13 protein-coding genes are annotated in these 22,244 nt (G+C 64.8%); 9 read left to right on the top strand and 4 right to left on the bottom strand.

Annotation, left to right across the window (positions count from 1 at the left end):
• The first annotated feature begins 268 nt into the window (after nucleotides 1-268).
• The 4 genes from JQX08_RS08615 (at nucleotide 269) to JQX08_RS08600 (ending at nucleotide 13,162) form a co-directional block, all read left to right on the top strand.
• Nucleotides 269-4,822: an autotransporter outer membrane beta-barrel domain-containing protein gene (locus tag JQX08_RS08615; protein WP_205347958.1), complete on the top strand. Its 4,554-nt coding sequence runs from the start codon at nucleotides 269-271 to the stop codon at nucleotides 4,820-4,822.
• A 214-nt stretch (nucleotides 4,823-5,036) separates the two neighbouring features.
• Nucleotides 5,037-7,880, top strand: coding sequence for an autotransporter outer membrane beta-barrel domain-containing protein (locus tag JQX08_RS08610; RefSeq protein WP_205347957.1), 2,844 nt, complete (start codon nucleotides 5,037-5,039; stop codon nucleotides 7,878-7,880).
• 207 nt (nucleotides 7,881-8,087) lie between these two features.
• Nucleotides 8,088-8,492, top strand: a complete 405-nt coding sequence (locus JQX08_RS08605; RefSeq protein WP_205347956.1) for a hypothetical protein — start codon at nucleotides 8,088-8,090, stop codon at nucleotides 8,490-8,492.
• Between the two features lie 335 nt (nucleotides 8,493-8,827).
• The gene (locus tag JQX08_RS08600; protein ID WP_205347955.1) at nucleotides 8,828-13,162 is read left to right on the top strand and encodes an autotransporter outer membrane beta-barrel domain-containing protein; all 4,335 of its coding nucleotides are present in this window, start codon (nucleotides 8,828-8,830) and stop codon (nucleotides 13,160-13,162) included.
• A 60-nt stretch (nucleotides 13,163-13,222) separates the two neighbouring features.
• Here JQX08_RS08600 and JQX08_RS08595 read toward each other — a convergent pair whose 3' ends face one another.
• The 4 genes from JQX08_RS08595 to uraH all read right to left on the bottom strand — a co-directional run bounded on the left by JQX08_RS08595 (nucleotide 13,223) and on the right by uraH (nucleotide 17,337).
• Nucleotides 13,223-14,998 (bottom strand): ATP-binding protein, encoded by a 1,776-nt coding sequence (locus JQX08_RS08595; protein ID WP_205347954.1) that lies wholly within the window; start codon nucleotides 14,996-14,998, stop codon nucleotides 13,223-13,225.
• Between the two features lie 79 nt (nucleotides 14,999-15,077).
• Nucleotides 15,078-16,274 (bottom strand): CynX/NimT family MFS transporter, encoded by a 1,197-nt coding sequence (locus JQX08_RS08590; RefSeq protein WP_205347953.1) that lies wholly within the window; start codon nucleotides 16,272-16,274, stop codon nucleotides 15,078-15,080.
• Nucleotides 16,271-16,726 carry a nucleoside deaminase gene (locus JQX08_RS08585; RefSeq protein ID WP_205347952.1) on the bottom strand — a complete coding sequence of 152 codons (456 nt, stop codon included), beginning with the start codon at nucleotides 16,724-16,726 and terminating at the stop codon, nucleotides 16,271-16,273. Before JQX08_RS08585 ends, JQX08_RS08590 begins: the two co-directional genes overlap by 4 nt.
• A gap of 257 nt (nucleotides 16,727-16,983) precedes the next feature.
• Entirely contained in the window at nucleotides 16,984-17,337 is a 354-nt protein-coding gene (gene uraH / locus JQX08_RS08580) for a hydroxyisourate hydrolase (RefSeq protein WP_205347951.1), read from the bottom strand.
• A 413-nt stretch (nucleotides 17,338-17,750) separates the two neighbouring features.
• On the opposite strand from uraH, the gene puuE reads away from it, so the two are divergent.
• The 5 genes from puuE (at nucleotide 17,751) to JQX08_RS08555 (ending at nucleotide 22,222) form a co-directional block, all read left to right on the top strand.
• A complete protein-coding gene (gene puuE, locus JQX08_RS08575; protein ID WP_205347950.1) occupies nucleotides 17,751-18,677 on the top strand; it encodes an allantoinase PuuE in 927 nt (308 codons plus the stop codon).
• A complete protein-coding gene (uraD, locus tag JQX08_RS08570; RefSeq protein ID WP_205347949.1) occupies nucleotides 18,674-19,189 on the top strand; it encodes a 2-oxo-4-hydroxy-4-carboxy-5-ureidoimidazoline decarboxylase in 516 nt (171 codons plus the stop codon). Before puuE ends, uraD begins: the two co-directional genes overlap by 4 nt.
• A 42-nt stretch (nucleotides 19,190-19,231) precedes the next feature.
• Nucleotides 19,232-20,227, top strand: coding sequence for an allantoicase (alc, locus tag JQX08_RS08565; RefSeq protein WP_205347948.1), 996 nt, complete (start codon nucleotides 19,232-19,234; stop codon nucleotides 20,225-20,227).
• 133 nt (nucleotides 20,228-20,360) lie between these two features.
• Nucleotides 20,361-20,864, top strand: a complete 504-nt coding sequence (locus JQX08_RS08560) for an ureidoglycolate lyase (RefSeq protein WP_205347947.1) — start codon at nucleotides 20,361-20,363, stop codon at nucleotides 20,862-20,864.
• Nucleotides 20,865-20,914: 50 nt separating this feature from the next.
• On the top strand, nucleotides 20,915-22,222 hold the full coding sequence (locus JQX08_RS08555; RefSeq protein ID WP_205347946.1) for a urate hydroxylase PuuD: 1,308 nt from the start codon (nucleotides 20,915-20,917) through the stop codon (nucleotides 22,220-22,222).
• Nucleotides 22,223-22,244: the final 22 nt, after the last annotated feature.

Genomic DNA, 22,244 nt, shown 5'->3' with positions numbered 1-22,244 from the left:
GACCTGGACTTCGAGGTAGCCCTGCTCCATCAGGCAAGAGCCCTTCATGGACTGCATAACCTGCACACGCTGCATCAGCGGCGCGCGCCCGGCACCTACTGGTGATGGGGATATGCGCCGGCAAGCAGCGCGAGGCAGCGCCCGCTCCTGCATGACTCGGCGCCACACCTTTCGGAGTATTCCTACAGACGCCGGGGAGTAGTCCTACAGAACCGCCAGACCCGCTTGCCGAGACTGTCAGCAACGAAACCTTGCTGGTGTCTCAATCATGAAAAGCACCCCGCTGGAACAGTTCCGACGCAACAAACTGGCCCAAGCCGTGGCGCTGTCAGGCGCCACCTTGCTGGTGGTGTTCGGCACAACGCTTTCGCACGCGGCAACCATCAATGCCGGGCAGATCGTCACCGTACCGGGCTCGCACAGTACGCCGTGGAGTTTCCCGGATTCCCTGACGGTGGGCGATACGAGCAGCGGCACGCTAATCATCACCAGCGGCGGCAGCGTATCGAGTGGCTCGGGCTTTATCGGCCGCCGTATCAGCGGCACCGGCATGGTGACGGTGAGCGGAGCAGGATCGGAGTTCACCAGTGGTCCAGGGCTGTCCGTGGGCTTCGACGGTAACGGGACGCTGGCGATCCTCGACGGCGGCCACGTGACCAGTACGACCAACAGCTACATTGGCGTTTCACTCAACAGCATTGGCCTGGCGACGGTGAGTGGCGTGGACTCCCAGTGGAATACCAATGGGCTGCTGCGCGTCGGCCAGACGGGTAATGGCACGCTCGAGATTACCGACGGCGGAGTGGTGTCGAACACCCAGGGATATGTTGGCTATGAAACCGCCGGCACCGGCACGGTGTCGGTGAATGGCCCGGGGTCGCGCTGGAACAACAGCAGCGACCTGTCCGTGGGCACATCTGGCATCGGCACGCTGAACATTACGAACAGTGGGAGCGTTTCCGATACCGCCGGCATGATCGGTTCCACTGCGAACGGTCGGGGGGCGGTCACGGTCGATGGAGCCGGCTCCGCATGGACCAATTCCAGCACCCTCACGGTGGGTAACCTCGGCAACGGCGCGCTGACCCTTTCCAACGACGGTACCGCGAGTGCGGTGAGCGCCACGGTCGCCGCCAACAGCGGTTCGCGGGGCGTCATCAACATCGGCGCGGCGGCAACGGCCCCTGCGGCGGCGCCGGGCAAGCTGATCCTGACTGGTCCAACCCCGACCCTGACGCTGGGTGACGCCGGCTCGCTGGTTTTCAACCACACGGACAACAGCGGCAGTTACGCATTCACACCGGTCATCACCGGCCCGGGCAAGCTCGCAACCTACAGCGGCACCACGGTTCTGACGGGCGACAACAGCTATACCGGTGGCACGCATATCTCGGCGGGCACCCTGCAGCTTGGCAATGGCGGTACCACCGGCTCGATCGTCGGCAACGTGACGAACAACGGCACGCTGGCGTTCAAGCGCTCGAACACGATGACGGTTGGCGGCGCGATTTCCGGCTCCGGCGCGGTCCAGCAGCTCGGCACCGGCACGACCATGCTGACCGGCACCAACACCTACACCGGCGGGACAGCGATCCACAATGGCACGCTTGCCGTGGCCAACTCGGCGATCGACAGCATGAATAACCTGGGCTCAGGTGGGGTCCACCTCGCCGCAGGCGCCACTCTCGACGCCCATACCACGGGAGCGTTCACGTTCAGCAACGCCCTGACCGGATCAGGCGTGCTGAATGCGTCCAATGGCAACCAGGCGTTCTCCTTCACCACCGGGGCCGGAAGCGGCTTCAGCGGTACGGTGGCGCTGTCTGACAATACCTTCGACCTGTCGGGAAGCAATACCACGGCGCTGACCCATGCGACGCTGCGTACCGACAGCGGCAACGTGACGACGGTGGGCGATGGCGAACAGCAGATCGGTGGCCTGACGTTCAACGGTGGCACGGTGAAGTTCAATGCCAGATTGCCGGACCAGCAGCTAGCCTCGAGCACCATCACGACCAACACGCTGGACACCATCGGCACTGGTACAGTCAGCATTACCGTGCCGCAACCCTATGTGCCAAGCGCACCGGACACGCCTAACGCGCGCAATCTGCTGGTGCAGGACGACGCGAACATCGGGACGCAGCTGGTAAACGCCGCAAGCACCATAGGCACGGCTGGCGCCATCGTCCTGGTCGACCAGGATGGCCACGCGGTCTCGGACGCACGGTTGGTGGACATTGCCCAGGGCGGCGACACGGTGGCCAAGGCCACTTACGACTATCGCCTGAGCACCGCGCCGGGCGACGGCCTGTACGTCAACTACGGCCTGAAGCAGCTGGACCTGCAGGCCGGCCAGAGCCTGACGCTGGCTGAAGATACCGGCGCCACCGGTGCCGCGGCCGACATGTCGGCGAAGATCACCGGCAGCGGCAATCTGGCGATCGATGCCGGCGCGGGTCTGGTGTCGCTGTCGAATACCAGCAACGACTACTCCGGCGACACCACGGTCACGACGGGCATGCTGCGCACTGACGCGGACCATGCGCTGGGCCAGACCGATACGCTGCACATCGCCAGCACAGCAGCGGTAGGCCTGAACGGCACGACGCAAACCATCCAGCAACTCGATGGTCAGGCGGGTTCGACCCTGAACATCGATGGCGGTGCGCTGACTATCGCCAGTGGCGGCACCTCCGCGGGCAGTCTGAGCGGTTCGGGCCAGTTCAACCTGAATGGCGGCGTCCTGGACGTGCAGGGCCCCAACGCCGCCCTTTCGGCCAGCACCAGCATTGCCGCCGGGGCGAGCGCACGGCTGAACGACACCCTGGGTCTGGGCACGGGCGCCATCGCAGACGAAGGCACGCTGGAGCTCGATGGCGCCAGCGGCACACTGGCCAACGCGCTCAGCGGCATGGGTGAAGTGAATCTCGTCAACGGTGCGAACGTGACCGTGACCGGCGACAACGACGCCTTCGAGGGCCAGTTCGCCACGGCCGCCGGCACCACGCTGACCGTCGCGGAAGCCAAGCACCTGGGCCAAGCCAAGGTGGCTGACGCGGGCACGCTGGTGGTGAACGCCACGACCGACTGGACGCTGGGTAATGCGGTTTCCGGTAGCGGTGACCTGATCAAGCAGGGCAATGGCACGCTGACAGCGGGCGATGCGCTGAGCTACACCGGCAAGTCGGCGGTGGATGCGGGCACCCTGATCGTCGGCGATACCACTCGGCCGAACGTCACCCTGGGCGCTGCGGGTGCCGGTGAAGTCCGCGTGGCGCAAGGCGCGACACTGGCGGGCCTGGGCACGGTGAGCGGCCAGGTGGCGAACGCCGGCACGGTGGCGGCACTGAACGCGCTGGCGGGCCACAGCGCCGATCCGGCAGGTACTTTCACCCTGGGCAACGGCATGCTCAACAGCGGCACAGTGAACCTGGCGGGTAGCGAGGTGGGCAACGTACTGGTGGTCATGGGCGACTACGTGGGCAATGACGGCAAGGTGGTGATCAACACCGTCATGGGTGGGGACACCTCGTCCACCGATAAGCTGCTGATCGATGGCGGCCGGGCGTCTGGCAACACCGGGCTGGTGGTCAAGCACGCCGGTGGTGAAGGTGCGCAGACTACGCACGGCATCCGCGTGGTCGAAACGCGCAATGGCGGCACCACCGACGCAAGCGCCTTCGCGCTGGATGCGACCTCCGACGGCTACCGCCAGGGCGTAGGTTCGCTCGCAGCCGGTCCCTATGACTACCGCCTGGCGCGCGGGGGCAACGGCGGCGTGGCCGACGACTGGTACCTGGTCTCGCAAGGAGCCGACCAGCCAACCGATGACTGCACCAGCAGCCCAGCACTCTGCCCGACCCCGACCCCGAGCTTCCGTCCGGAAGTGGGCTCCTACCTCAACAACAAACTGGCGGCCAGCACCATGCAGTTTCATACGCTGCACGAGCGCCAGAGCCAGGCTCCCGGCCTGGTGGGCAAGAATCTGCAGGAGTCCAGCGACGCTAATGCCTGGATACGCGTGGTGGGGAAAACCAGCAGTCGCGAAGGCGCACTGAGCGCCAGCGACACGCAGTCCATGGTGCATCTGGGCAGCGATATCCTGCGCTTCAGCGACGGTGGCGAAGGCAGCATCCGCGTCGGTGCGATGGGCGCCTACGGTCGGAGCAGCAACCGGGCCGACAACGGCGCCCTCAGCTCGCGCGGCACCGTGGACGGTTACAGCCTAGGGGCCTATGCCACCTGGTATGGTCACCGCGACATTCAGTCGGGCCCGTATGCGGACAGCTGGGTGATGTACGGCAAGTTCGACAACAAGGTGAGCGGCCAGGGGCTGCCCACTGAACGCTACCAATCGAACAACCTGGCGACGTCGCTGGAAACCGGCTACTCGCTCCCGATCCATGAAACCGAGAGCATGAGGATGTACCTCGAGCCGCAAGGCCAGGTGATCGTGTCGAAGTTCCACGCGGACAACCACACAGAACGCAACGGCACGGTCGTATCGGGCCAGGCGGATACGAGCGTGACGACGCGCCTGGGCGTGCGCCTGCATGGTCTCGCGCTCGATGACACAGACATGAAGCAGATCCGCCCGTTCGCAGAAGTGAACTGGTGGCATGGCCCGGGATCGCAGACGGTGACGTTCGACGACATCGTCGTGCGCGACGGCCTGCCAACCAACTGGCTGGAAGGCAAGATTGGCCTGCAGGGCAACGTGACCAAGGCGGTGAGCCTATGGGGCAGCGTGGGTATTGAATCGGGAGACCATGAGTACACCGCGGGCGAGGCGCAGATCGGCGTCAAGTACAGCTGGTAACGCTCGTCTTAGCGTGGTGGTGAACAAGCCCCGGCTGATCCCCGGGGCCTTTTTTTTGTCGCAGCTCTCCCCGCAGCACATACACCGCGGCAGAGATACCGACGCCTGCCTGGCACTTCGGAGTACTCCTACAACCGTTCCGGAGTGATCTGACAGAACCGCCAGGCCCAAATGCCGAGACTGACAGCAACGAAACCTTACTGGTGTCTCGATCATGAAAAACAAAGCTCCCACTACCCTGTTGGAAAGATTCCGTAGCAACCAACTGGCCCAGGCCACCAGCCTGCTGCTGGCCAGTCTGGTCACCCTGCGTGTCGCCGAGGCGGAAGCCGACGAGGCGGTGGTCAGCGCCGATCCCGACGAGCAGAACCTGCCGTCACAGGCCAGCCTGGATCTCGGCCCGCAGGCGGCAGCGCCGCTGATGCGGGGTCGGCTCGGCGCCAATCCGCCGATCTACGTCAGCGGTGGTGGCACCGGCATCAGTGCCACGAGCGGAGCGCAGCGGTCGATCTCCGACACCAGCTTCATCTTCTCCGGCGCCAACGGCAAAGCGATCAACGCCAGCGGCATGGGCACGCAGGTGACTGCTGACAACATCACCATCACCGGTACAGCCAATCTTTACGGCAACAAATCAATCACGGTTGGCGACCATGCCATGGTCATGCTGTCCAACAGCCACATCGACGCCTACTCGCCTATCAACGTGACCCAAGACGGGCATCTGCAGGTCAGCGACTCAACCGTCGCAAGCACCGTGAATCTGGAGGGCAGTAACGCCAGCGCAGTCTTAACCGATACGCATCTGCAAGGTGCGCAGGGCGCGACCGTACTCTACGGCGCAAACTTTGACATGCAGGGCGGCCAAATCGACGCCAGCCTCCGCGGCATCCTTACCCTTGCCGGCCCTAGCGACAGTCAACAGACCCGCCTGAACGTCGAGAATGTCCAGATCGATGTCGAAAACCAGCCCAACAGCCGCGGCGTGGTCGGCCTCCTCCTGCAGGGCGTAACGCACAACACCGCGCTGCCGGCCGAAACGCCAAACCTGGTCACCACCGTCAAGGACAGCGAGATCCACACCCTCAATCACAGCGAAGGCAGCGAGAGCTGGGGGATCCATGCAAGCGGCAATTCGCTTCTGACCCTGGATAACAGCCGCGTCGAAGCGCACGCCACCGCCAATGCCGACCAAGCGATAGGCGCTGTTCTGATAGAGGACACGCAACTAGAAGCCCTCAATGGCAGCAGCATCGTCGGTCAGAACGCCGGGATTCAGATGCGTTTCCGCAACCAGGCAGTCGATGACAGCTTGCGCGTCAGCCTGGACGCCAGCAGCGTCACCGGCGAAACCGGTGCCGCGCTGCTCGCCACGCAATTCGCCAAGGCCGATGTGCTGGTCGCCAACGGCTCGACGCTAAGCGGCGGCAACGGCAACCTCCTGGAAGTGGAAGAGCAGTCCGAGGTCAATCTGACCGTCGATGCCAGCGACTTGCAGGGCAATATCGTCAGCGACCGTATACAAGCCGATCAGTACGTTGGCTGGGACTCTAACGGGGAGCCGATTTACCGCTCGTTCACCTCCACCGCCAACGTCACCCTGCAAAACGTCGCCCAGTGGACCGGTCAGGGCACCAACATCGACGCCATGGCCATCGACGCCAGCAGCCGCTGGAACATGACCGGCGACTCCAACGTCGCCAACCTGGCCACCCAAGGCACTGTGGCCTTCCAGCCCGGCGCTGCGTTCAAGACCCTCACCGTCGAGGGCGACCTGAGCGGCAGCGGCACGTTCGCCATGAATACCGACCTGGCCAGCGAACAGGGCGACCTGCTGAAAGTCCTCGGCAATACCAGTGGCGACCACAGCCTGTTCGTCGCCGACTCCGGACGCGAGCCGGGTGCCGCCAATGGTCAGCTCATGCTCGTCGACGCCAACGGCGGTGACGGCAGTTTCGCCCTCGCCGGCCGCCCTTACGTGGACGCCGGCGCGTTCCGCTACAGCCTGGAGCAGCAGGGCGACGATTGGTTCCTGCGCAATACCGCGCTGGTGCCGGTTGATCCGGTGAATCCTGTCGACCCGGTGAACCCAGTGAACCCCGTCGATCCGATCCAGCCGCCACATATCGACCCCCGCCCGGAAACCCTCTCCGACGGCGCCAACGCCGCCCTCGGCAACCAGTCGGCCACCGCTACCCTGTGGAATGCCGAGATGAACGCCCTGGTCAAACGCCTCGGCGAACTGCGCCTGGGTGAGGACAACGGCGGCGTGTGGGCACGCGGCATCGGCAAGACCTTCGTGGTCGACAACGGCAGCAGCCGCGGTTTCGACCAGGACGTGCACGGCATGGAAATCGGTGCCGACACCGCCATCCCGCTGGACAACGGCAAGCTCTATGTCGGCGGCATGGTCGGCGCGGCCAAGTCCACGCAGGACTACGGCGACGGCAGCCGCGGCGAAATCGACAGCAAACTGATCGGCGCCTACGCCACCTGGCTGGATGACGACGGTTACTACCTCGACAGCGTGGCCAAGTACAACCGCATGAACAACCAGGTGAAGACCCTGGCCAACACCGGCGAACAGGTCAAAGGCTCGTATGACACCGACGGCTACGGCGTCGACGTCGAAGCCGGCAAACACATCAAGCTGAAGGATGGCTGGTTCGTCGAGCCGCAAGCCGAACTGACCTACACCCACACCGACGGCGCCAACTACACCGCCAGCAACGGCCTGGAGGTCGATGCCAGCGATGCAGACTCGCTGCAAGGCCGGGTCGGCGCGCTGTTCGGCAAAACCCTCAAGCTCGATAGCGGCATGGCAGCGCAACCCTACGTCAAGGCGTCCTACGTGCATGAGTTCAAGGGCGACAGCACGGTCAAGGTCAACGGCTACGAGCTGGACAACCGAGTCGCCGGCTCGCGTACTGAAGTCGGGATCGGCGGCATCTTGCAAGTCAGCGAGAAGACCAAGGTCTCGCTGGATCTGGAACATGCCAAGGGCGGCCAGGTCGAGGAGCCCTGGGCAGTCAACCTCGGCGTGCGCTACCTCTGGTAGTTGAGCGCAGCACGAAAAGCCCCGGCCAACCGTCGGGGCTTTTTTATGGCCGCCATTACGGGCCCGGAGTTCAACCGGATTGGCGTCTCCGCTGAGGCAAACTCAGAAGATTCCTACAAGCGACTCGGATTAATCCTACAGAGACGCCGGCCCCATCTGCGCCACAGTACCTCCAGCAATTTGCGTGCACGCCCTGGAGGCACTGCCATGAGACTTCTGATCATCGAGAACAACCCGTTCATCAGCCATGACGCCCAGGTCAAGGCCAATGAACTGGGGGTCTATTCCCTGCAAATCTGCGACTCGGTCGAGGACGCGCAGCATCATGCGGCCCACAGCAGCCTGGGCTACGACCTGGCGCTGGTGCGTCAGGATGAAGACCCGTTCAGCGACCTGCTCAACCTCGAGGCGCTCTATCACAAGGGGCGGGCCGACCATGTGGCCTTGATGGGCAACTACAGCGCCCACCAACGCAAGGCGCTGATGCGTGCCGCGCTGGCGCGCAAGCTGCCGCTGCTGGCGATCATCCCCCTGCCGCTGAGCCAGGATGATCTATTCGACACCCTGCAACGAATTCCCGGCATCGCCCGCTTCGCCGCGCAAGACTGGTAGCACCCGCGCGACATCCAGCCAGTAGCCGTCAAGCGACTGCTGAACCTCTGCAAGGCCACCTCAGGCCGCAGTCCAAGCGGCCATGGGGGGCGTCCCGATCTGCGTTGAAACACTCCGCCCAGCGACGCCTCGCAGCGTCGCCTGGCATTCCCTCGCTCCTGCATCACGATCCGGCACGCGCCTTAGCGGCTTCGCTGGCGGCCGGCGCGTGCCTGAACATCCCTCCCCCCACCCCCGCTTTCGGACAACTCCTACATACAGCCCGGAGTAGTCCTACAGAATCGCCCCCGGCAACTCTTGAGACTGATGGCAACCCCCTTAAACGGAGAGCCGTCATGAAAAAGACCGCCTCGCTTCAGTTGACCTTGCTCCAGCAGATGCACCGCAACCACCTCGCCCAGGCCATCAGCCTGGTCCTGGCTGGCATGCTCAGCGGTGGTGTCCTCGCCGACACCACCGTGACCACCGCCGGCGACGCCGGCATCAGCACCTCCGGCAGCCACAGCGGCGAGACCATCAAGCAAGCCGCCACGCGCACCACCGGCATTGACGCCGGTGCCGGCACAGTCATCCAGTTCGACACCGGTCGCGTCGAGAGCAGCGCCATCAATGCCGCCCAGGCCAAAGACCAGATCGGCCTGCATGTGCACGACGGCGGCCAACTCGGCGCCATCGGCAGCCTGGTGATCCTCGAACCGAAAACGGTGGTCGGTGTGGTCTGCACAGCCAGCGACCTGACCGGCGTACTGGTCGAATCCGGCGGCAAACTGCAGCTACGCGACACCGATGTGGTGATCGGCGGCCTTGCCAAGGGCAACAACAACCGCGGCGTGGTGATTACCGGCTCCGGTTCCGAGCTGGACATGCACGGCGGCTCGGTCAGCACCTCGTCCTGGGGCGCGCCTGCCGTCACAGTCAACAACGGCGCTACCGCCACCCTCAGCGAGGGAACCAGCATCACCACCAGCGGTGCGCGCAGCGCCACCACCGCCGGCAGCCATGGCGTGGTGGTGAGCGGCGTCGGCAGCCAGCTCAGCGGCAACACGATCTCGGTCACCACCAGCGGCGCTTCGGCCTATGGCGTGCGGGTCGACGCCGGCGCCGCGGTCGAGCTGACCGACGCCAATGTCTCCACTGCCGGCGGTAACGGCCATGCGGTAATGGCCGATGGCACAGCCAGCCAAGTCGACCTGAAAGGCGGCTCACTCACCACCACCGGCAAAGGCTCGGTCGGTGCCTGGGCACGCAACGGCGCTACCATCAACCTGAGTGACACCGCGGTAAGCACCAGCGGTGCCGGGATCTCCACAGCCTCACCGGTCGATGGGGAAAAGACACTGAGCCTCAGTCATGGCCTGCTGGCCGGCGGCGCGGGCAGCACCATCAATGCCGACCACGTCGATCTGCAGATCGGCGCCGCCAGCGCCAGCGCGGCGCGCGCCGAAGATGGCGCGCGGATCAACCTGAGCGACAGCTCCGTAGCAGTCACTGCCGGCGCCAGCTCCACCGCCACCACCGCGGCCCTGCACGCCCAGAGCGGCGCGGTCATCGATGGCACTCGGTTGAGCGTGACTAGCAGCGGCGCCAACGTCGGCGGCGCCCGCGCCGAGGACGCAGGCAGCCAAGTGCAGTTGAAGGACAGCAACATAACCGTGCGCGGTGGCGGCAGCGTCGCCAACCCCGCCGCCGCGGCACGCGCCATGACCGGCGCCAGCCTGCTGATCGACAACAGCCTGCTCAGCAACGAAGGCCTGTACGGCCACGGCATCTCGGTGGAGGGCGCCGGTTCGCATGCCGACGTTAAGCGCTCCACGATCGGCGTCGGCGGCAATCGCTCGATCGGGTTGAACGTCACCGGCGGAGCCAGTGCCAAAGTCTCCGGCAGTAGCATCAGCGTCACCGCAGCTCCGGGCGCTGTCGGCCCGTTCGCCCCAGGCGTGCTCGTCGAGGGCGCCGGCTCCAACGTGGCGTTGAACGACAGCGATGTGCATACAACCCCGGGCTCCAGCCACGGTCTGCAAGCCACTAAAGACGCCGTGGCGACCATTAACTACGGCTCGATCACCACCGACGGCAACTATTCGGCGGGGATCAGTGCCGGTACTGCGACGGTCACCGCCAACAACGTCACCGTCACCACCCATGGCAACGACAACGCCATGGGCGTAGTGGCCAATGACAACGCGATCATCATCCTTAACGGCGGTTCGGTGACTACCACCGGCAATGGCTCGCCGACCCCGGGCAACCTGACCTTCCCGCATGCCCTGGCCTCGCGCAATCCGGGCGCACTGCTGATCGCCGACGGCACCAGTCTGCTGACCAGGGGCTCGCAAGCCTACGGTGCGGCCGTCGACGATGGCGGCAGCATGATCCTCAAGAATCTCTCGGTGAAAACCGAAGGGCAGTATTCACGTGGCCTGTACGCCGGTATCGGTTCGGCCAAACCCGGCAGCGTCAGCTTTACCGGCGACAACCTGACGGTCGAAACGCTCGGCGATTACGCTGCCGGCGCGCTCACCAGCCGCCAGTACAAGGCTGATACGGCGACGCTGGACCTGCGCAACTCGAGCATCCTCACCCATGGCGTGCAATCGCATGGTCTGCAGTCGGAGTCCGGCGCCGCGCTGACCGCCAAGGACAGCGTGGTGAGCACTTCCGGCCTCGGCGCTCTGGGCGCCATGGCCAACAACACGGCGACCATGAATCTCGACGTCGTCGGCATCAGCACCAGCGGCGACGCCGGCCACGGCGTGGTGGCGAAGAACGGTGGCAGCGTTACCGGCGGCGACGTGGTTGTCCACGCCAACGGCGATCAGGCCGCTGCGCTCTATGCGCAAGGCACCGACGCGCTGAAAGGCACGGTGAATCTCGATCGCGGCGTGCTCAACAACCGCGACGGCGCCACTATCGCCGTCGCCGGCGTCGCCGATATCGCCCTGAACAACACCATCGTCGGCGGCAGCGGCCAGTGGCTGAACGTCGACCGTGCGGTGGCGAGCAGCGGCACCAGCATTCCGGACATGGGCACCGGCCAGTGGCAAGGCGTCGGTCAGTCGTTCGCCAGTGACGGCAAGGCCAGCATCGATCTCGGCAACTCGCTGGTCACCGGCTCGGCACGCACCGCCACCGGCAGCAGTTCGGACGTGCGCATGCACGACACCAGCATCTGGCAGCTGACCGGCAATTCGAACCTCAGCCGCTTGAGCAACGACAGCAGCCTGATCAACTTCAGTGCGCCAGTGGCCGGCCAGTTCAAGAACCTGACGGTCAACGACTACCACGGCGCCAACGGCACCATCGCCCTGAACACCTACCTGTACAACGACGCCTCGCCCTCGGACCTGCTGGTGATCGACGGCGGCCAAGCCACCGGCAGCAGCAACCTGATGATCAAAAACGCTGGCGGCGCCGGTGCGCTGACCACCGGCAACGGCATCAAGGTGGTCGATGCGCTGAACGGCGGCACCACCGAGAGCAACGCATTCCGCCTGCTCAACCGCGTGATTGCCGGCCCGTACGAGTACACCCTGCACCGCTCGAGCCTGGACGACAGCAACGGCGAAGCCTGGTACCTGCGCTCGACCCAGGATGCGACGCCCGTGGACCCGACTGATCCGAGCGATCCGACTGATCCAGCCGAACGTAAATCGCCGAGCGAGCCGGTTCCGCAAGTACCCAACTACCGCCCGGAAACCTCGCTGTACAGCGGCATCCCGACCCAGGCCCTGCTCTACAGCCGCGCCATGGTCGACACCCTGCACGAACGGGTCGGCGAAGAGCGTCGGCGCGCCACGGTCGACCCGTTGCTCGACGAGGACGACAGTGAATTCGGTCCGTCGCTGGGCTGGGGCCGGCTGATCTACCGCACCGGCAAGGACTCCCGTGGCAGCTCGGACTATGACTACGACCTGCGTGCCTTCCAGGTCGGGGTCGACCTGTACCGCAGCGAAGACACCGACGGCAGCACCAACCAGGCCGGCCTGTCGCTGGGCATGGGCAAGGTCGACGGCGCCATCAAGCACACCAACGGCGCCTACGCCGGCGACGACGCACTGCGCGGCTACAGCCTCGGCGGTTACTGGACGCACTTCGGCCCGAGCGGCTGGTATCTGGACGGCGTGCTGCAGTTCCACCACTTCAGCGCCACCGCCAACCCGGACAGCGTCAACAAGGTGAAAACCCACGGCAATGGCGTGACCGCCTCGCTGGAAGCCGGCAAGCCGTTCGTGTTGAACCAGGAGAAGGAGATCTACATCGAGCCGCAGGCCCAGGTGATCTTCACCCGCATCAAGCTGCAGGACACCCATGACGACGCAGCCGACGTGCGCTTCGACGACGTCGACTCGCTGATCGGCCGCCTCGGCGTACGCATCGACCGCGACTGGTTCCGCACCGACGACAAAGGCGCAATCCATCGCACCAATGGCTGGGTACGCCCAAGCGTGTGGCACGAGTTCAAGGGCAAGCCGAAGACCGAGTTCTCCTCGGCCGATGGTTACATTCCCTTTGGCGTGGACATGAGCGGCACCTGGGGCGAGATCAACCTGGGCGTCGACTATGAGCACAGCGCCCGCACCACGTTTACCGGCTCGGTCGGTTACCAGAAGGCCTTCGATGGCGACAGCCGCAGCTACGAAGGAATGCTCGGCATCAAGATCAAATTCTGAGCCAGGGCCAGGCGGCCGCCGTTCAACAAAGGTTTGTTGGGCTGCGGCCGTCGGCGTATTTCACAGGGTCGCTTCAGCGGCGACGATCCGCACCACCGCCCGCGTACCGGCACCCAGTTCGCTGTGCAGCTCCAGGCTGCCCCCCATGGCCTCGGCCAGACGGCGACAGAGCGCCAGACCCAGCCCGGTATCGCCGCGCGCAATGCCGGCCTGATCGGGAATCAGGCTAAAGGGTTCGAACAGCAGCGACTGGTCCTCTGCAGCAATCCCCACCCCACTATCGATCACTTCCAGGGTCAGCTCGACTTGCGCCTTGCCCAGCGACTCGCTGCGCAGCGCCACGCTGACCTGGCCCTGCGGCGTGTACTTCAGCGCGTTGCCGAGCAGTTTGCGGAGAATCTGGGTGAAACGTCGCGCGTCCAGCCACACCCCGGCAATCTTCACGGCCGCGGCATCGAAGTGCAAGGCCAGTCCGCGCCGCTGCGCTTCAGCTTCGAACTCCTGCACGCACGCGCCGACCAACGCGCCGACGTCGGTAGCCTTCGGCTCGAGATTCAAGCGACCGCGCTCGAGGCTGACCAGATCGCCAAGGTCGGTGCTCAGCCGCAGCAGCCCCTGGGTAATCGCCTCCGCGCGCTCCAGCGACGCCTGGCCGCGCTCGCTGAGCGAGGCCTCGCCATGCAGCTGGCGCAGGTTGTTGCCCAGCGCACCCAGCGGCACGTAGAGGATCGAACCCAGCCGCTCGAGAAAATTGGTCTTGGCCCGATTACCCGCCTCGGCCTGCTGGCGCGCGTCACTGAGTTCCCGCAATTGCACTTCGCGCTCGGTGACATCCACGCCACCGCAGATCATGCCCAGCAGCTGACCATTGGCGTCGCGGTAGGGCACGCCCCAGTGCTGAGCCATGAGCGACTCGCCGCGCACGTCGAGGCGTAAATCCAGCATGTAGGGCTCCGCGCGGCGGAGAACCTCCAGGTAGCGCTCCTTGCTCAGCGACTTGCGGTCCTCACTGATCATGCCGACATCGGCGATGTGCCGACCGCGCATCATTTCCAGACTCAGCCCGGTGAACTCGCAGAACGCCTGATTGCAGAACAGCACATTGCCGTCCAGATCGCAGACGTAGGTGCGAAATGGCATCACATCGAGGATCTGTTGCAGCAGGCTGTCGCCGGCCGACGACTCCCGCGGCGCGGCTGGCTCACCATGGTCAGCCAGCAGGCCCTGGCGGCGGGCAATATCGGCCAGTTCGACCACCGAGCTGGCGTGCAGCTTTTGCAGCAGGCGCACCTTGTAGGTGCTCACCGTCTTGAAACTGATGGCCATCTGTTCGGCGATCGCCAGGTTGGACAGGCCGTTGACCAGGTGCTGCAGCACGCTGAACTCGCGCGGCGAAAGCTGCTGCCGATCGCCCTCGCCGGACGAGTCGACATGTCCATCGAGCTCCAGCAAGGCTTCGCGGGGGAAGTAGGTGCGTCCCTGCAACAGCGCGTGCAAGGCGGTGGACAGCTCATCCGGCTCGGTGCGCTTGCTGACAAAGCCATCGGCACCCGCCTGCATGCAGCGCGCCGCCATATAGCCGACATCGCCGTCGCTGTAGACGAGGATCTTCAGCGCCTGATTGAGCTTCTTCACCCGGCGGATCAGCTCCAGGCCGCCCAGCTGCGGAATGGCCAGGTCAAGCAGGATCAGGTCGGCGGCGGTCTCGCGGCACAGCCGCAGAGCGTCGCGGCCGTTGTCGGCCTCGCCCACTATCTCGTGCCCTGCCCCCTCCAGCTTGATGCGCATGGATCGGCGAATGATTGGATAACTGTCGACGAGAATGAACCGGCTCACGACGCTGCTCCTGTCCTGCAGAGATCTCCATTGCGCTAATAGCCTAGACCAGCGCGCCGGCAACCCCCGCCGCCTGGCCTCAGGCCCCGCCGCGCATGGCCCGCGCGTAACCCTCCGGGACGAAGCGCAGGGTCACCCCGAGCATCAGCACCACGCACACCGCGAGCAGTAGCCAGGAGGCCTGGAAATCGCCAGTCAGGTCGCGCAGCGCACCGGTGATGTAGGGAATGATCCCGGTGATGATGAAGCCGATGCCCTGCACGAAGGCCGCCAGACTGCCGGCCGCGCGCGGATCGGGCAGGTGATCGAGGGTCAGCGTCAGGCTCAGGGCGAAGCAGGCGCCGAGGCCGTAGCCGATCAATGCGACCCACAGCGCGGTGGCCTGCAGCGGTGCCAGCAACAGGCCGGCGAAGCCGCCGAGTTGAATCAGCAGGCACAGGCACAGCCAGGGCCGCCGGTCGAGGCTGCCACGAATCAGCAGCGGCACGCTGAGCGCGGCAAGCACCTGGAAGATGGTCATCAGGCCGATCAGCTGACCGCTGCCCTCGGCGCTCCAGCCGAGCTGGCGGTAATACAGCGGCAGCCAGGCGACCATGCTGGTGTAGCCACCGTTGATCAGGCCGAAGTACAGGGCCAGCAGCCAGGCGCGACGGCTGGCGAACCAGTGCTCGCCGACCGGAGCAGCGCTGTTCGGCTGCACTTCGCGCGGGCGCAGCCACCACCACAGCGCGATGCCCAGCAGCGCCGGAATGGCCCAGATGCCCAGGCCGCTCTGCCAGTGCTCGAAGCGCACCGCGACGATCGGCGCGAGCACCGCCGCGGTGCCGCCGCCGGCCATCAGCGAGGCGGAATACAGACCCATCGCCGACGGCACGCGGTCGGGGAACCAGCGTTTGATCACCCCCGGCACCAGCGCCTGGATGATCGCCACCCCGGTGCCGGCCAGCACCGCGCTGGCGATCAGCGCGACGCCGCTATCGAGCAACAGGCGCCAGACGCACGCCACGGCAATCGCCAGCAGGCCGCCGAGCATGCCGCGCGACTCGCCGAGCCAGCGCCCCAGCCACGGCAAGGCCAGGGCGAACAAGCCCATGCACAGCACCGGCAGCACGGTGATCAGCGACGCGCCCTGGAAGCCCAAGCCGGTAGCATCGCGGATTTCGGTAAGCAGCGGACCGACCGAGGTGAGGATCGGTCGCAGGTTGATGCCCAGGGCGACGATGACCAGCAGGCCGAGCCAGCCGACAGCGCCGGCCGGACGCTTGGCGTCAGTCATCCGCGATACCGTTGCCAGGCCTGGTACAGGCCCTCCTCGCCCTGCGGTCGCAGCGGGTGCAGCGGCAGCGACTGCTGCAGCGGCGGGCGGCTCATTTCCGCATAGACCCGCGCGGTGGACAGGCCGAACGGCTCGCCGTCGTCGTTGGAATAGGCGAAATACGCCGCCTGGATGCCGCACAGGTGCATAGCCGCCAGGCACATCGGGCACGGATGACCGCTGGCGTAGATCTCGCAACCGTCCAGGCGCGGGCTGTCGAGCAGCCGGCTGGCTTCGCGGATCGCCAGCAGCTCGGCGTGTGCGGTGGGGTCCTGGGTGCGGTGGATGGTGTTGACGGCGCGGGCGATGACCTGGCCGTCGCGGACCAGCACGGCGCCGAACGGGCGGCCACCGTCGGCGATATTGGCGCGTGCCAGGGCGATGGCTTCGCGCATGAAGTCTGCGGCTTGCATGAGTGCTCTCCTGCAATGATCCAGAGAGTTTGGAAAGTAGTCGGTGCAATACTGGCCGAGCTTTCGCTCCGCCCCTGTAGGAGCGAATTCATTCGCGATAGAACGGCCGCTCATGCTGCCAATCGCGAATAAATTCGCTCCTACAAAGGTGTACCGCCGGCACAACTGACCTGCCACGAATAAAAAAGCCCGCAGTGTGCGCGGGCAATGACTCTTCATGAGTCGGAGGGTAACGAGTCGGGAGACCTGCGCGGCGTCTAGCTGCCGCGGTAGGTGGAATAGCTGTACGGCGAAATCAGCAGCGGCACGTGGTAGTGCTCCTGGCCGGCGTCGATGCCGAAGCGCAGCACCACCACGTCGAGGAAGGCCGGGTTGGGCAGCGCGACGCCGCGGGCGCGGTAGTAGTCGCCGGCGTGGAAGTGCAGCTGGTAGACCCCGGAGCGGTAGGTGTCGCCCTGCAGGATCGGCGCGTCCAGGCGGCCGTCATGGTTGGTCAGCGCGGTGGCGACCAGTTCCTGTTGCGCGCCGTCGATGCGATACAGCTCGACCTTGATCTCGCTGCCGGGGCAGCCGTGCGCGGCATCCAGTACGTGAGTAGTTAAACGTCCCATGGCTTCAGGGCATCCGCATTCGACAAACGAACCCGGTGATGCCACACCTCCTCTAGTCGGTTGAATTCGGTGCGAGGCCGCTTGAAAGCCCCGGCGCAAAGCGAGCATAGCATGCTGTCGAGCGAATATAAGACATTTTTAAGACTAATTGTACACAATATTGCCGCCCTATTATGGCGCACCACCGGTCGGCATGACCCACTATGAATAGTCACCCGGATCAACAGGCACGGCGCTCCTGGCTCGCAGAACTGACCAAATGGGCAAGAAACTTGCTAAACCCTGATCTGCGGAAAAAGCGAAATTTTCGATTTACAAATCTCAACTCACTTTGTATACAATCACTCCATCGGATCGCCGCACACCTCTTCGACGGCCCCGGCGATCGCAACGAACATAAAAGGAACACCGCAGTGAGTTATCCCCGCGACCTGATCGGCTACGGCAACAACCCCCCCCATCCGCACTGGCCGGGCGACGCCCGCATTGCCCTGTCCTTCGTCCTCAACTACGAGGAAGGTGGCGAGCGTTGCGTGCTGCACGGCGACAAGGAATCCGAGGCGTTCCTCTCCGAGATGGTCGCGGCGCAACCGCTGCAGGGCGTGCGTCACATGAGCATGGAGTCGCTGTACGAGTACGGCAGCCGGGTCGGCGTGTGGCGCCTGCTCAAGCTGTTCCAGAAGCACAACATCCCGCTCACCGTGTTCGCCGTGGCCATGGCCGCGCAGCGCCACCCGGACGTGATCAAGGCGATGGTCGCCGCCGGCCACGAGATCTGCAGCCACGGCTACCGCTGGATCGACTACCAGTACATGGATGAGCAGCAGGAGCGCGAGCACATGCTCGAGGCGATCCGCATCCTCACCGAACTGACCGGCGAGCGCCCGGTCGGCTGGTACACCGGGCGCACCGGCCCGAACACCCGCCGCATCGTCATGGAGGAAGGTGGCTTCCTGTATGACTCGGACACCTACGACGACGACCTGCCCTACTGGGACCCGGCCAGCACGCCGGAAAAACCGCATCTGGTGATCCCCTACACCCTGGACACCAACGACATGCGCTTCACCCAGGTGCAGGGCTTCAACAAGGGCGACGACTTCTTCGAATACCTGAAGGACGCCTTCGATGTGCTGTACGCCGAAGGCGTCGAAGGCGCGCCGAAGATGCTCTCGATCGGCATGCACTGCCGCCTGCTCGGCCGTCCGGCTCGCCTGGCTTCGCTGGCGCGCTTCATCGAATACGTGCAGAGCCACGAGAAAGTCTGGATCGCCCGCCGCGACGACATCGCCCGCCACTGGCACGCCACCCACCCCTTCAAAGCGGAGAGCGCGAAATGAGCCGCTTCCAGACCCTGACCCCGTCCAGCCTGAGCCGCGATGCGTTCGTCGCCGCCTTCGCCGACATCTACGAGCATTCGCCGTGGGTCGCCGAACAGGCCTATGACCGTGGCGTCGACGATAGCCTGAATGACATCGACGGCCTGCATCAGCGCATGGCCGACATCCTGCTCAGTGCCAGCCACGCAGCACAGCTGGCACTGATCAACGCTCACCCGGATCTGGCCGGCAAGGCAGCCATCCGCGGTGAACTTACCGCCTCCTCAACCTCGGAGCAGGCCGGCGCGGGCATCCACGAGTGCACAGCCGAGGAATTCGCCCGCTTTACCGAACTCAACGATGCCTACAAGGCCAAGTTCGGCTTTCCTTTCATCAAGGCGGTGAAAGGCAGCAACCGGCACCAGATCCTGGCGGCCTTCGAGGAGCGCGTTCACAACTCCCCGGAGCAGGAATTCGCCACGGCCCTGGCCGAGATCAACAAGATCGCGCTGTTCCGTCTGCAGCAACTCTGACTGCACGCCGGCACCGCCCCTCCCACGCACGAGAAGAGTCCAATGAGAACCTACGCCGTACCTTTCGAGAAATACGTCAACCTCGCCGACGCCCGCCTCGGCACCAAGGCCATCTCCGTCACTGACGACTGGTTCGCCGACGTCAACCGGCTGTTCCAGCCGACCCCGGCTGTGTGGAAGGAGGGCGTGTTCGACGACAACGGCAAGTGGATGGACGGCTGGGAGTCGCGCCGCAAGCGCTTCGAAGGCTACGACAGCGCGGTGATCCGCCTCGGCGTGCCAGGCTCGATCAAAGGCGTGGACATCGACACCAGCTTCTTCACCGGCAACTTCCCGCCGTCGGCTTCGCTGGAAGCCTGCTTCGTCGCCGAAGGTGATCCGACCGACGCCACCGTGTGGACCGAAGTGCTGCCGGCCGTGACCCTGCAGGGCAACAATCACCACTACCACGAAATCAACAACGCGCAGGCTTTCACCCACCTGCGTTTCAACATCTACCCGGACGGCGGTGTCGCCCGTCTGCGCGTGTACGGCGTGCCGTTCCGCGACTGGAGCAGCATCGGCGACAACGAGCAGGTCGACCTGGCCGCCGCGCTGAACGGTGGCCGCGCGCTGGCCTGCTCCGACGAGCACTTCGGCCGCATGAGCAACATCCTCAACCCGGGCCGTGGCATCAACATGGGCGATGGCTGGGAAACCGCCCGCCGCCGCACCCCGGGTAACGACTGGGTGATCGTCGCCCTCGGCCATCCGGGCGAGATCGAACGCATCGTCGTCGACACCCTGCACTTCAAGGGCAACTACCCGGACAGCTGCTCGATCCAGGGCGCCTTCGTCAAAGGCGGCACCGACGCGCAGATCGAAACCCAGAGCCTGTTCTGGCGCGAACTGCTGCCGAGCCAGAAGCTGCAGATGCACGCCGAACACGAGTTCAGCGAGCAGATCGCCAAGCTCGGCCCGATCACCCACATCCGCCTGAACGTGTTCCCGGACGGTGGCGTCAGCCGTCTGCGCCTGTTCGGCAAGGTGGCGAAGTAAGCGCGTACTGACAGGTAGGAGCGACTTCAGTCGCGATGTTTTTCGCGAATGAATTCGCTCCTACAAAAGCGGTACCGAGGTCCTCTTCGCTAAACGGAGAGGCAGAAAAAACGAACGAACAAGCAGAACCCGCATGCGCAAACTGACCATCGAGCCTTTGAGCAAAGAAGCCTTCGCCCCCTTCGGTGACGTGATCGAAACCGACAACAGCGACTTCTTCATGATCAACAACGGTTCCACCCGCCGCTATCACAAGCTGGCCACGGTGGAGACCGCACAGGCCGAGGACAAGGCGATCATCAGCATCTTCCGCGCCGAAAAGCTCGAGATGCCGCTGACCATTCGCATGCTGGAGCGTCATCCGCTGGGCAGCCAGGCGTTCATTCCGCTGCTCGGCAACCCCTTTCTGGTCGTGGTCGCGCCGGTTGGCGATGCACCTGTGCCAGGTTTGGTCCGTGCCTTCCTCACCAATGGCAGGCAGGGCGTTAATTACCATCGCGGCGTTTGGCACCACCCGGTGCTGACGATCGAAAAGCGGGATGACTTCCTGGTGGTTGATCGCAGTGGTTCTGGCAACAACTGCGATGAGCATTTCTTTACCGAGAGCGATGTACTGCTCCTCGACCCCCACCAATAAGAGAAGACCCTGAAGCCGGCGTGTCGGCGACGGGTAAAGAGGAAACGGCTGTGGAAGCACATCTGACTGAGTGGCTGAATCTGGGTATCCGCTGGATTCACATGATCACGGGCATCGCCTGGATCGGCGCATCGTTCTATTTCGTCTGGCTGGAGAACAACCTCAATCGCAGCAACCCGCGCGAAGGGCTGTCCGGTGACCTTTGGGCGATCCACGGTGGCGGTATCTACCACCTGGAGAAGTACAAGCTGGCGCCGCCGAAGATGCCGGACAACCTGCACTGGTTCAAATGGGAGGCGTACTTCACCTGGATGTCGGGTGTCGCCCTGTTGATGGTGGTCTACTACCTCAACCCCAGCCTGTACCTGATCAAGCCCGGCGTTGAGCTGGCCGGCGGCGCTGCCGTGGCCATCGGCTTCGGTTCGCTGCTGATCGGCTGGCTGGTCTACGACCTGCTGTGCGACTCGCCGCTCGGCCAGAAACCCGCCCTGCTCGGCCTGGTGCTGTTCATCCTGATCATCCTCTCCTGCTGGGGCTATACGCACATCTTCAGCGGCCGTGGCGCGTACATCCACACCGGTGCGCTGATCGGCACCATCATGGTCGGCAACGTGTTCCGCATCATCATGCCGGCGCAGCGTGCGCTGGTTAAGGCGATCGAGACCAACACCACCCCCGACCCAGCGCTGCCGGCCAAGGGCCTGCTGCGTTCGCGCCACAACAACTACTTCACCCTGCCGGTGCTGTTCATCATGATCAGCAACCACTTCCCGAGCACCTACGGCAGTGAGTACAACTGGCTGATCCTCGCCGGTATCGCGATCCTCGCCGTGCTGGTCCGCCACTACTTCAACACCCGCCACGACAGCAACAAGTTCGCCTGGACCCTGCCGGCCGCCGCCGTCGGCATGCTCTGCCTGGCCTTCGTCACCGGCCCGAAACCGGTGGAAAGCAACCCGGCCGCTCAGGCCGCGCCGCAGTACCAGCCGCTGCCGGCGACCGCCGTGGGTGGCAAGACCGCCGCCCAGCTGAAAGCCGAGGAAGCCGCCAAGCCGGCTGCCGAAGCGCCGGCTCAAGCCCAGGCGCAGACTGGCGGTGCCGACTTCGAGAAGGTGCACAGCGTGATCCAAGAGCGCTGCGCGGTCTGCCATTCGGCCAAGCCGACCAGCCCGATGTTCAGCAGCGCGCCGGCCGGGGTGATGCTCGATACGCCGCAGCAGATCCAGCAACTGGCGCCGAAGATCCAGGCGCAGGCCGTGGCTTCGCAGATCATGCCGCTGGGCAACATCACACAGATGACCGCCGAAGAGCGTCAGCTGATCGGTCAGTGGATCGCCCAGGGCGCCCGCACCCAGTAACAGTCCCACGACTGGCAGGAGC

The organism is Zestomonas insulae, from assembly GCF_016901015.1.
Taxonomy (GTDB): Bacteria; Pseudomonadota; Gammaproteobacteria; order Pseudomonadales; family Pseudomonadaceae; genus Aquipseudomonas; species Aquipseudomonas insulae.
Note: the sequence above shows the minus strand (reverse complement) of the source record. Positions and strands in the feature narration are given on the sequence as shown.

Bases quoted from the DNA above. Each gene is read 5' to 3' on its own strand.
- JQX08_RS08615 (WP_205347958.1), top strand. From the start codon at position 269: ATGAAAAGCACCCCGCTGGAACAGTTCCGACGCAACAAACTGGCCCAA.
- JQX08_RS08610 (WP_205347957.1), top strand. From the start codon at position 5,037: ATGAAAAACAAAGCTCCCACTACCCTGTTGGAAAGATTCCGTAGCAAC.
- JQX08_RS08605 (WP_205347956.1), top strand. From the start codon at position 8,088: ATGAGACTTCTGATCATCGAGAACAACCCGTTCATCAGCCATGACGCC.
- JQX08_RS08600 (WP_205347955.1), top strand. From the start codon at position 8,828: ATGAAAAAGACCGCCTCGCTTCAGTTGACCTTGCTCCAGCAGATGCAC.
- JQX08_RS08590 (WP_205347953.1), bottom strand. From the start codon at position 16,274: ATGACTGACGCCAAGCGTCCGGCCGGCGCTGTCGGCTGGCTCGGCCTG.
- JQX08_RS08585 (WP_205347952.1), bottom strand. From the start codon at position 16,726: ATGCAAGCCGCAGACTTCATGCGCGAAGCCATCGCCCTGGCACGCGCC.
- uraH (WP_205347951.1), bottom strand. From the start codon at position 17,337: ATGGGACGTTTAACTACTCACGTACTGGATGCCGCGCACGGCTGCCCC.
- uraD (WP_205347949.1), top strand. From the start codon at position 18,674: ATGAGCCGCTTCCAGACCCTGACCCCGTCCAGCCTGAGCCGCGATGCG.
- alc (WP_205347948.1), top strand. From the start codon at position 19,232: ATGAGAACCTACGCCGTACCTTTCGAGAAATACGTCAACCTCGCCGAC.
- JQX08_RS08560 (WP_205347947.1), top strand. From the start codon at position 20,361: ATGCGCAAACTGACCATCGAGCCTTTGAGCAAAGAAGCCTTCGCCCCC.